This window comes from Burkholderia sp. B10 (genome assembly GCF_004368385.1).
Taxonomy (GTDB): Bacteria; Pseudomonadota; Gammaproteobacteria; order Burkholderiales; family Burkholderiaceae; genus Burkholderia; species Burkholderia vietnamiensis.
The window spans coordinates 1-10,610 of sequence record NZ_PQMX01000121.1 but is presented as its reverse complement, the minus strand read 5'-3'; the positions used below and the strand labels follow the sequence as shown (position 1 = coordinate 10,610).

Sequence of the window (10,610 nt, the reverse complement as noted above, 5' to 3'; positions counted from 1 at the left end):
CGTTCACTCCGCTGCTACCGCGCTGCTTACAGCCCGAGCGCCGACAGGTCCAGCTTGCCGTCCTTCACCGGCGGACACCAGAAGTACGCGCCCGTCAGCGGCTGCGTGAAGCGGAACAGGCCGTCGACGATGCCATCGTCCGCGCCGCACATCCGGCGCATCTGCACGTCGAACGCGCGCAACGAACAGCCGAACGCGACGAAGTAGAGCCCGGCGCGCCGCGCATCCGCCCACGGCGCCGAGCGGCGCAACATGAACGCTTCCGGTTCGAAGCTCTCCTGCGCGGTGCGCTTCACGTGCGCAAACGCGGGCGCGTCGTCGATCTCCTCGTTGTCCGAGCGGCGGCGGCCGACGATGTGATCCATGTCGCCCGACGCGATGCGCTCCATCCGGTCGAAGTCGTGCAGCCATTGCTGAACCGCGACGAAGCTCGAGCCGTCCAGGCCCGCGCCCTGCCCGGCCACGACGGCCGCGGCCAGCGCGTCGTCGCCGGTCGGATTCTCGGTGCCGTCCTCATATCCAGACAGGTCGCGATCGCCCGAATAGCGGAAGCCGTCGACCACGTCCTGCAGCGCGAAGGCCGGCGCGAGCGCACGCTCGATCGCGCGCGTGCGCAGCACCAGCTCGCCGCGATCGTCGCCGCGCAGCCACACCCACACGTCGGCGGGCGTGACGGGCAGCGTGCGGTCGTTCACCGCGAACGCCGGATATTCGGTCAGGCCCGGCACCGGGCGCCCGAGATGCGCGGCCAGCGCATGACCGAAGCCGGCGACCGCGCCGCGTCCGTCGACGAGCTCGCGCAATGCCCGCAGCGCCGCCGCGACATTGACGTTGCTGGAAATCGTGAAAGTGAGGTATCGGGCCGCCGTGTCGATCGGAGCCAGAATGCCTTGCTGAACGTCGCTCATCGTTTCCTCAGGAATGTATCGGGGTGAATCGGCCGGGCCGCAGCAGCCGGCGCAACCGCAAAGTTTAATCGATGCGGCCCCGCGCTCCGCGCCGCGCCGCGCACGAAACGGGGCCGATACATACCGAAACGTATCGAAGCCTCCGACGCGCCGCGTGCCGCGCGTATCGACGCCGCAACGCGCATTCGTCAGACATTGCGGCGAGCCGAACACTGCTGCTAGAATCGATCCACGCTTTTTCGGCGTCCTTTTTTCTTCATTTCAACCGTTCGCTACAGGGAGGTGCAGATGTCACGAATGCCAGCAGCCTTCCCGAACGTGGTCTCGCGACGCCGCTGATCCTGCGCGTCGCACGCGCCGGCTTCCGGGTCCGCTCACCCGCCGGTCCGCGCATTTTCCCGACAGCCCGTTGTTCGTTTCATCCGCGCCGTGCGCGCGGGTCGGCTGTCGCGTTTTCGACGTTCTCCGAACCGGAAAGTCCCGACGCGCGACGCGCCGGGCAACGATACATGACCAGAAAAACCACCCATTCGGGCGGCCACGCATTCCGGGCCGTCTTCGGCTTCACGTTCCGCTACTGGCGCCGGCAGCCCGTGCGCATCGCCGCGATCGCGGCGCTGGCGCTGCTCGGCGCACTCGCCGACGTCCTCACGCCGCTGTTCGCCGGCCGCCTCGTCGATGCACTGTCGAGCGGCCTGACCGAGCGCACCGCCGCATGGCGTTCGGCCATCACGGCGTTCGGCACGCTGGCCGGCCTTGGCATCGGCGCGACGCTGCTGCGCCAAGGCGTCTACCTGAACATCATCACGCTGACGCTGAAAATGATGAGCGAGATCGCCGCCGCGTCGTTCCATCGCGTGCAGCGCTTCTCCACCGACTGGCACGCGAACAGCTTCGCCGGCTCGACCGTGCGCAAGATCACGCGCGGGATCTGGGCGCTCGACCTGCTGAACGACACCGTGCTGATCGCGCTGCTGCCGTCGGTGATGATGCTGGCCGGCGCAACCGTGCTGCTCGGCACGCACTGGCCGGTGATGGGCTTCGTCGTCGGCGCGGGTTCGCTGCTGTATATCGCGGTGACCGTGGCCGTGTCGCTCGGGATCGTCGCGCCGGCCGCGCGGCTCGGCAACATGTGGGACACGCGCATGGGCGGCGCGCTCGCGGACGCGATCAGCTGCAACACCGTCGTCAAGGCGTTCGGCGCGGAAACGCGCGAGGAAGCACGCCTCGCGCGCGTGATCGGCAAGTGGCGGCAGCGCACGCGCCGCACGTGGGTGCGCGGCACGCTCAACGGCGGGCTGCAAGGCGCGATGCTGGTCGCGATGCAGGCGGCGATGATCGGCGTCGCGCTGCGGCTGTGGGCGAACGACGAGGCGAGCGTCGGCGACATCGCGTTCTCGCTGACGATGTTCTTCATGCTGCAGGGCTATCTGCGCGACGTCGGCATGCACATCCGCAACCTGCAGCGCTCGGTCAACGACATGGAAGAACTCGTCGCGCTCGAGCGCCAGCCGCTCGGCATCGAGGATCGCCCCGGCGCGCCCGCGATCCGCATCACGCGCGGCGAGATTCGCTTCGAGCACGTGACGTTCCGCTACGGCAACCATCCGGTGTCGCTCTACGACGACTTCTCGATGCGCATCGCGCCCGGCGAGCGCGTGGGGCTCGTCGGCCATTCGGGCTCGGGCAAGACGACGTTCATCAAGCTGATCCAGCGGCTCTACGACGTGTCGGGCGGGCGCATCACGATCGACGGGCAGGACATCGCGCAGGTGCAGCAGGAGTCGCTGCGCAGCCAGATCGCGATCGTCCAGCAGGAGCCGGTGCTGTTTCACCGCACGCTCGCGGAGAACATCGCGTATGCGCGTCCCGACGCGAGCCGCGCGGAGATCGAACGCGCCGCGCGGCTGGCCAGCGCGCACGATTTCATCGACGCGCTGCCGGACGGCTATGACACGCTCGTCGGCGAACGCGGGATCAAGCTGTCGGGCGGCGAACGGCAGCGCGTCGCGATCGCGCGGGCCTTCCTCGCCGATGCGCCGGTGCTGATCCTCGACGAAGCGACGTCGAGCCTCGACAGCGAAAGCGAAGTGCTGATCCAGCAGGCGATGGAGCGCTTGATGGTGGGGCGCACGACGCTCGTGGTCGCGCACCGGCTGTCGACGGTCCGCGCGCTCGACCGGCTGCTCGTGCTCGAGCGCGGCAAGGTGATCGAGGAAGGCGACCACGATACGCTGATCCGTATCCACGGCGGCGTCTATCGCCGGCTGTTCGAGCGGCAGGCGCTGGAGCTCGCGAAGGGCCTGATCGATGCGCCGCCGCGCACGCTCGGCGACGGCGCCGAGTCGCCGGAACACCGGGCGGCCGTGTAACGCGGGCAGGCCGGTCAGCGGCCCGACGGCGCGGGGGCGGTCCGCGCGCGCGGGCCGCGCCGCCGACCCTGCTCGCGATGCGGGTTCCCGCGATCACTTATCATACGGACCAGGCAATTCGCGACGAAAGGCAGATCATGTTTACAGGCATTGTTCAGGGTGTTGGCGTCATCAAGGCCATCGAGGACCACGGCGAGCTGAGGACGTTCAGCATCGAATTCCCGGAGCGCTTCACTGCCGACATCGAGATCGGCGCCAGCGTGTCGGTCGACGGGGTGTGCCTGACGGTGACGACGATCCATTCGCCGACGCTGATCGACTTCGACGTGATGCTGCCGAGCCTGCGGATCACCACGCTGGCCGAGCTGGCGACCGGCGCGCGCGTGAACGTCGAGCGGGCCGCGAAGGACGGCGCGGAAATCGGCGGGCATCCGCTGTCCGGCCACGTCGACTTCACGGGCACGGTCCTGCACATCGCGGCGTCCGAACACAACCGGATGATCCGCATCGGCGTGCCGGCCGAGTTCAAGCGCTACGTGTTCGCGAAGGGCTATATCGCGATCAACGGCTGCAGCCTGACCGTGGCCGACGTCGACCGCGCCGCAGGCTGGTTCGAAGTGTGGCTGATTCCCGAAACGCGCCGCGCGACCACCTTCGATGCGAAGGGCGTCGGCGCCAAGGTCAACATCGAGATCGAGCGCAGCACCCAGGTCGTGGTGGACACGATCCGCGAATCGGTCCAGGAGACGCTCGGCGAGCTGACCGGCATCGTCACGACGCTGCTGGCCGACAAGGGCGTCGATATCGAGGAACTGCTCGCGCGCAACGTCGCGAAGCTGCCGAAGCCGTAACGCGCGCGGCCGCCCCGGCGAGCGCCGGCGGCGGCATCGCGTCGACACCTGACGGCCGGTCGGCCGCCCGCCGCGCCGACGTCAGTCGATCTCGACCTGCGCGCCCTTGCCCACCGCGATGCGCTGCGCGCGGTAAATGCCCGCGTGTCCCGAGAACAGATACGCGACCACGCACGCGACGATCGCATACACGCCGAGATCCGCGCCGAACAGCTCGATCGCCATGATGGTCGACGCGATCGGCGTGTTGGCCGCGCCGGCGAACACCGCGACGAAGCCGAGCCCCGCGAGCACCGGCACCGGCAGCGCGAGCACCTGGCCGAGCGCGTTGCCGAGCGTCGCGCCGATGTAGAACAGCGGCGTCACTTCGCCGCCCTTGAACCCGGACGCGAGCGTCACCACGGTGAACGCGAACTTGCCCGCGAAATCGTACGCCGGCAGCGGCCCGTGGAACGCGGCCTCGATCGTCGGAATCCCGAGGCCCAGGTATTGCGGCACGTTCAGCACGGTGGCCGCGACGGCCACCATCGCGCCGCCGAGCACCGGCTGCAGCGGCGCGTAGCGCACCACGCGCCGGAACCAGGCGGTCAGCGCATGCGTCGCGAATGCGAACAGCCGGCCGACCACGCCGAACGCGACGCCGGCGACGACCGTCGCGGCCAGCCCGGTCGCCGACACCGCCGGCACCGACGCGATCGCATAGACGGTGTGATGCACGCCCCACGCGCGGCACACGACGTCGGCGACGATCGACGACGCGACGCAGGTCAACAGCGCGTCGTAGCGCAGCCGGCCGATCGCCAGCACCTCGAGCCCGAACACCGCGCCGGCCAGCGGCGTGCCGAACACCGACGAGAAACCGGCCGCGATACCGCCCATCAGCAGCACGCGCCGATGCTCGCGGTCGAGCCGGAACAACTGCGTGACGCGGTCGGCGAGCGCGCCGCCCATCTGCACGGCCGTGCCCTCGCGGCCGGCCGAACCGCCGAACAGATGCGTGACGACGGTCGCGACCAGCACGAGCGGCCCCATCCGCTTCGGCACGAGCGCCTTCGGATCGTGGATTTCGTCGATCAGCAGGTTGTTGCCGCGCGCGACCGACTGGCCGAACCGGTGGTAGACCCAGCCGGTCGCGAAGCCGGCGGCCGGCAGCCCCCACAACAGCCACGGATGCGCGATGCGCGTGCCGGTCGCCCAGTCGAGCGCGATCAGGAAGAATGCGGAAGCCGTGCCGGCCAGGATGCCGAGCAGGGCCGACAGGGCGAGCCAGCGGCACACGTAGCGCACGGTCGCGAAGAAATCGGCAGAGGTCGAGAAAAACATGATTTCCAGATTCGACGGAACATCAAAACCTGGGCGGCAGAATGCCGCAATGGACGGCCTGCGACCTCCTGACGACCCAGGAACACGCAGGCATCATCAGCCGGGCTCACCGGCGGTTGAGGGCCGACTCGCGCGCGCAACGCGCCGTGATCGACCGCAGGGAGGCATGCCATCTCCGCAGCCGGCGATTGTACGCGATGCGCGACGCGGCCGCCAGCATGACGACCAGCGCGGCCGGCCGCGCCGGGCGCTCTCTCAGTCGGGCGAGCGACGCATCACGCGCGAGATGAGCCGCGGCGCGATGCGCTCGAGCGGCAGGATCGCCGCCGCCGCGCCGAGCGCCGCGGCGGCCTTCGGCATCCCGTACACCGCACTGGTCGCCTCGTCCTGCGCGATCGTGTAGCAGCCCTTCGCGCGCATCGCCTTCAACCCCAGCGCGCCGTCGCGCCCCATGCCCGTCAGCAGCACGCCGAGCGCGTCGCCCCGCCAGCCGTCGGCGACGCTGGTGAAGAACACGTCGATCGACGGCCGGTACGGCGTGTCGACCGGGTGCCGCGTATAGCCCAGCACGCCGCGCGGCGACAGGCTCAGGTGATCGTTGGTGGCGGCCAGCAGCACCTCGCCCGCACGCGGCACGCCGCCCTGCCGGGCGATGCGCACCGGCAGCCGCGTATGGCCGTCGAGCCACTCCGCCATGCCGACCGCGAACGCCTGATCGACGTGCTGCACGATCACCAGCGCGGCCGGGAAATCGGCCGGCAACGCGCGCAGCAGCGCGGTGAGCGCGGTCGGCCCGCCGGCGGACGCGCCGATCGCGACGAGCGTCGGCTGGCCGCACGCCGGCATCCGCGCGCACGGCGCGAGCGGCGCCGCGCGGCTTTCGAGCAGGCGGCCGATCTGGTCGATCTTCGCGAGCAGCGGCTGCGGCGCGGCGTCCGACGGCAGGCCGAGCGCGAGCGTCGGCGTGTCGACCGCATCGAGCGCGCCCGCGCCCATCGCCTCGTAGACCGACGACGTGTTCGCGCTGACGTCCGCGGTCACGATCAGGATCGCGCACGGCGCACGCGCCATGATCTGCCGCGTCGCGGCGACGCCGTCGAGCTTCGGCATCACGAGATCCATCAGCACGAGATCGGGCGGCTGCGCGATGCAGAAGTCCACCGCCTCGTCGCCGTCGGTCGCGACCCACAGCACGCGATGTTCGGTGCGCGAGGCGATCACCCGGCGCAGCGCCTCGACGGCCAGCGGCAGATCGTTGACGATGCCGATGTTCATCCGCGCGCGTCTCCGATCAGGTCGTGCACCGCGTCGAGCAGCGCCTCGTCGTGGAAGCTGCTCTTGGCCAGGTAGTAGTCGGCGCCGGCGTCGAGCCCGCGCCGGCGATCCTCGTCGCGATCCTTGTACGAGACGATCATCACCGGCACGCGCTTGAGCGCCGGGTCGCCCTTGATCAGCATGACGAGCTCGATGCCGTCCATGCGCGGCATGTCGACGTCGGTGACGACGAGGTCGAACGCGTCGCTGCGCACCGCGTTCCAGCCGTCCATCCCGTCCACCGCGACGGTCACGTCGTAGCCGCGCTTCTCGAGCAGCTTGCGCTCGAGCTCGCGCACCGTCAGCGAATCGTCGACGACGAGCACGCGACGCCGCCGCTCGCCGAGCGCGCGCTGCGGATCGCGCGACAGCGTCGCGAGCTGGCCGCCGCGCACGAGCTTGTCGACCGAGCGGATCAGGTCCTCGACGTCGACGATCAGCACCGGGTCGCCGTTCTCGAGCAGCGCGCCGGCCGCGATGTTCTGGATCTTGTGCAGGCGGCTGTCGAGCGGCTGCACGACCAGCATCCGTTCGCCGAGGAAGCGGTCGACCGCGACGCCGTACAGCTCGGGCTCGCCGCCGACCACCACGACCGCCGTAGTCGCCCGCGCGGCGTCGGGGGCGCCCGCATCGAGCAGCTGATGCGCGGCGACGAGGCCCGCGCGCCGCCCGTCGAACGGAAAATGCGGCTGGCCCTCGAGCACGTCGATGTCGTTGTGCGCCAGTTCGAGCGTGCGGCGCACGTGCGCGAGCGGAAACGCATACGGCTCGCCGCCGACTTCGACGAGCAGGCTGCGGATCACCGACAGCGTGAGCGGCAGCTGCAGCACGAAGCGCATGCCGACGCCCGGTTCGTTGAAGATCCGCACGGCGCCGCGCACGCCGCGCACCATCTCCTGCACCGCGTCGAGGCCGACGCCGCGGCCGGACACGTCCGTCACCGCGTCGCGCATCGAGAAGCCGGGCAGCAGCAGGAATTCGAGCAGCTCGGCGTCGGACAGCCGCGCGGCCGTCTCGTCGTCGGTGAGGCGCTGGCGCACGACGGCCGCGCGCAGCGCGTCGAGGTCGACGCCCGGCCCGTCGTCGATCACGCTGACGAGCAGCGAGCCGGCGCTGTGCCGCGCCTCGAGCGTCACGCGCGCGTCGGCCGGCTTGCCGCGCGCGCGGCGCACGTCGGGCGGCTCGACGCCGTGGTCGATCGCGTTGCGCAGCAGGTGGCCGAGCGGCGCGTCGAGCAGATCGAGGATGTCGCGGTCGACCTGCGTGCCCTCGCCGACGATCGAGAAGCGTACCTGCTTGCCGAGCGAGCGCGCGAGGTCGCGCACGATGCGCGGATACGCGCGCGTCGCATCGCCGAACGGCCGCATCCGGCATTGCAGCGCCTCGTCGTACAGCTGCTCGGCGATGTGCGTGCTGCGCCGCTCGAAGCGGTCGAATTCGTCCATGCGCTCGGCGAGCGCGCGCTGCAGATCGTTCAGCATGTGACGCACTTCGTTCATCGACGCGAGCGCGCCCGCGTCGAGATCGTCGGCGAAGCGTTCGTACAGCAGATCGAGCGAGCGGGCCGCGTCGCGCTGCGCGCGCTTCACGCGCAGCATCGATTCGGCGAACGGCTTGAGCCAGCGCGATTCGACGAGCGACTCGCCGGACAGGCTCAGCAGCCGGTTCAGCGTATCGGCGCGGACGCGGCGCATTGCGGCGGTGGCGGTGGCGGCCGCCTGGGCGGCGTGTGTGGGATCGGTCGCGGGCGGTGGCGTTGCGTGCGGCGGTGTCGCATGGGCCGATGTTGCGTTAGGCGGCGTTGCGTGCGGCTGCATTGCACGCGCCGGAGTTGCGTACGGCTGCGTTGCATGCGGCGCCGCTTCGTACGGTGGCGTTGCGTGCGGCTGCGTTGAGTGTGGCGCCGCTGCATACGGTGGCATTGCGTACGGCTGCTCGGCGTGCAGCGGCGTTGCACGCGCCGGAGTTGCGTACGGCTGCGCTACGTATGGCTGCGCTGCATGGGGCGGCGTCGCCGCGCCAGCGTCCACCGGTTCGTTCACCGCGCCGTCATACCCGCGCTGCGGCGCGGCTGACGTCGGCGCTGAGACCGGTGCCGAAGTCGGTGCCACCGGCACCGCCTGCGCGGCATCGGCACTCGTCAGCGCCAGCGCGAACGCGTCGATCTCGGCGGCCGACACGGGCGGCGCGTCCGGATCGGCGACGCGCAGCAGCAGGTCGACGCCGGCGAGCAGCGCGTCGACGTGCGCCGCACTCAGCGCGATCGCGCCGGCCTGCGCGGCGACGAAGCATTCCTCCATCCGCCCGGCGATATCGACGCCGGGCGGCACGCCGACGATGCGCGCGGCGCCCTTCAGCGAATGCGCGGCGCGCATGCATGCGTCGAGCGCGGCGGCGGCGGGTTCGCGCGCTTCCAGCACGAGCAGACGCTCGGACAGCGCCTGCGTCTGCGTGCGCGTCTCCTCGCGATAGAGTTCGAGCAACGACAGATGGCTCAGATCGTCATCGCCGCTCATCGCATGCTCCGCGTGACCGCGTCGAACAGCCGGTCGTCGTCGAGCAGCCCCACCGACTTGCCGCGCCACGACAGCACGCCGCGCGACAGGCCGGCGCCCGCGCGGCCGACCGTCGCCGGCACGGGCACCCATTCGGATGCATCGAAGCGCAGCACGCCCTCGACTTCGTCCACCGGAAACACCACCGGCTCGCCGCGGTGCGCGGCCACCAGCAAGCGCGTGAAGCCGCCGTCGGCGCCGCGCGCGCGGGTCTTGCCGGCGTCCAGGCCGAGCAGCGCGCCGAGCGAGATCGCGATGCGCAGCGTGCCGCGAATGTTCACCACGCCGCGCACCGCCGAATGGCGGCGATGCGGCAGCGAATGAATCGGGCGCGTCCCGACGATCTCGCGCAACGCGCCGATCGGCAGCGCCAGCCATTCGTCCGCGACGCGAAACGCCAGCGCCGCGTGGCGCGTATCGTCGTCGCGATGCATGCGGGCTGCGTCGTGCGCGCCGAGCCGTCGCGCGCCGTCGGCCATCTCGGCCGCGTCGAGCGGACGCTCCAGCAAGCGCGCAGCATGGTGTGCGTAGACCGGGCAGTTCAGGCAGCGCAGGCACGCGGCGAGCCGCTCGCACGAGCGGTCGCCGCTCGTGCCGATCCGGTTCCAGCAATCGTCGACGTCGATCGGCGCCGCGCCGGCGGCGGCAGCTTCGCGGTTCAGGGTTTCGTCGATCATTCCGCTCTCGGGTCCCAGGTGTCGTTTTCGTTATCCGACCGCACGCCGCGCTCGCTCGAGCAGCCAGCGCGCGCCGGCGCCATCGCCGCCGACGTCGAGCAGCGTCGCGAGATGCGTGAGCGCTTCGTGGTGGGTCGGCCGCAGGTACAGCGCCTTGCGGTAGAAGTCTCCGGCTTCCTCGGCGCGCCCGCGCGCGTCGGCGATCAATCCGTTCAGGTAGTAGGCGTCGGCGTGCGGGCCCGCGTGCGCCGAAAACCGTGCGAGCATGCGCTCGGCCTCGTCGAACGCGCCCGCGTTAGCAAGCGCCTGCGCCTGCTCGAGCGTCGGCGCGTCGACGGCGTTGGCAGGCGCGGGCGATGGGGATCGTGCGCGCGCGAGTGGATCGGCTGGTGGGGGCGCGACCGGTTCGAACGGGCTGGGGGCGCGTGGCTGGAATGCCGTCGGCGGTGCCGCGCGTGCGGCATCCAGACCCGACGGCGGCGGCACGACGGCGTGCAGCGCACGCGTGGCGGACGTGGGTGATGACGATGGCAATCCTGATGCCGTTGCGGACACTGACGCACACGTCCACGCTGACGCTAACGGCATCGCTGACGCCGCCCCTGACGTC

The 10,610-nt window shown here is 70.8% G+C and carries 7 protein-coding genes, 1 pseudogene and 1 riboswitch; of the genes and pseudogenes, 2 read left to right on the top strand and 6 right to left on the bottom strand.

Translation table 11 applies throughout. The annotated features are described in order from the left end of the window. Positions 1-26: 26 nt before the first annotated feature. Positions 27-908: a Dyp-type peroxidase gene (locus C3Y15_RS30225; RefSeq protein WP_069246548.1), complete on the bottom strand. Its 882-nt coding sequence runs from the start codon at positions 906-908 to the stop codon at positions 27-29. Between the two features lie 509 nt (positions 909-1,417). Here C3Y15_RS30225 and C3Y15_RS30215 point away from each other — a divergent pair. After that, a complete protein-coding gene (locus C3Y15_RS30215; protein ID WP_059462391.1) occupies positions 1,418-3,280 on the top strand; it encodes an ABC transporter ATP-binding protein in 1,863 nt (620 codons plus the stop codon). Positions 3,281-3,417: 137 nt separating this feature from the next. Further along, positions 3,418-4,131 carry a riboflavin synthase gene (locus C3Y15_RS30210; RefSeq protein ID WP_011881512.1) on the top strand — a complete coding sequence of 238 codons (714 nt, stop codon included), beginning with the start codon at positions 3,418-3,420 and terminating at the stop codon, positions 4,129-4,131. 81 nt (positions 4,132-4,212) lie between these two features. Here the strand turns inward: C3Y15_RS30210 and C3Y15_RS30205 are convergent, their stop codons facing one another. From C3Y15_RS30205 to C3Y15_RS32470, 5 genes and pseudogenes are all read right to left on the bottom strand, one after another. After that, the gene (locus C3Y15_RS30205) at positions 4,213-5,454 is read right to left on the bottom strand and encodes a voltage-gated chloride channel family protein (RefSeq protein ID WP_014724596.1); all 1,242 of its coding nucleotides are present in this window, start codon (positions 5,452-5,454) and stop codon (positions 4,213-4,215) included. A gap of 80 nt (positions 5,455-5,534) precedes the next feature. Further along, a riboswitch (Fluoride riboswitch) is annotated at positions 5,535-5,640 on the bottom strand. A gap of 69 nt (positions 5,641-5,709) precedes the next feature. Next, positions 5,710-6,729, bottom strand: coding sequence for a chemotaxis response regulator protein-glutamate methylesterase (locus tag C3Y15_RS30200; protein WP_011881510.1), 1,020 nt, complete (start codon positions 6,727-6,729; stop codon positions 5,710-5,712). Continuing rightward, positions 6,726-9,284 carry a hybrid sensor histidine kinase/response regulator gene (locus C3Y15_RS30195; protein WP_124260006.1) on the bottom strand — a complete coding sequence of 853 codons (2,559 nt, stop codon included), beginning with the start codon at positions 9,282-9,284 and terminating at the stop codon, positions 6,726-6,728. Before C3Y15_RS30195 ends, C3Y15_RS30200 begins: the two co-directional genes overlap by 4 nt. Beyond that, complete coding sequence (locus C3Y15_RS30190; RefSeq protein ID WP_041494270.1) at positions 9,281-9,985, bottom strand: chemotaxis protein CheW; 705 nt, start codon at positions 9,983-9,985, stop codon at positions 9,281-9,283. Before C3Y15_RS30190 ends, C3Y15_RS30195 begins: the two co-directional genes overlap by 4 nt. Positions 9,986-10,030: 45 nt before the next feature. Beyond that, positions 10,031-10,610: pseudogene (locus tag C3Y15_RS32470) on the bottom strand (MCP methyltransferase); the annotation flags it as partial.

Bases quoted from the DNA above. Each gene is read 5' to 3' on its own strand.
- C3Y15_RS30225 (WP_069246548.1), bottom strand. From the start codon at position 908: ATGAGCGACGTTCAGCAAGGCATTCTGGCTCCGATCGACACGGCGGCC.
- C3Y15_RS30215 (WP_059462391.1), top strand. From the start codon at position 1,418: ATGACCAGAAAAACCACCCATTCGGGCGGCCACGCATTCCGGGCCGTC.
- C3Y15_RS30210 (WP_011881512.1), top strand. From the start codon at position 3,418: ATGTTTACAGGCATTGTTCAGGGTGTTGGCGTCATCAAGGCCATCGAG.
- C3Y15_RS30205 (WP_014724596.1), bottom strand. From the start codon at position 5,454: ATGTTTTTCTCGACCTCTGCCGATTTCTTCGCGACCGTGCGCTACGTG.
- C3Y15_RS30200 (WP_011881510.1), bottom strand. From the start codon at position 6,729: ATGAACATCGGCATCGTCAACGATCTGCCGCTGGCCGTCGAGGCGCTG.
- C3Y15_RS30195 (WP_124260006.1), bottom strand. From the start codon at position 9,284: ATGAGCGGCGATGACGATCTGAGCCATCTGTCGTTGCTCGAACTCTAT.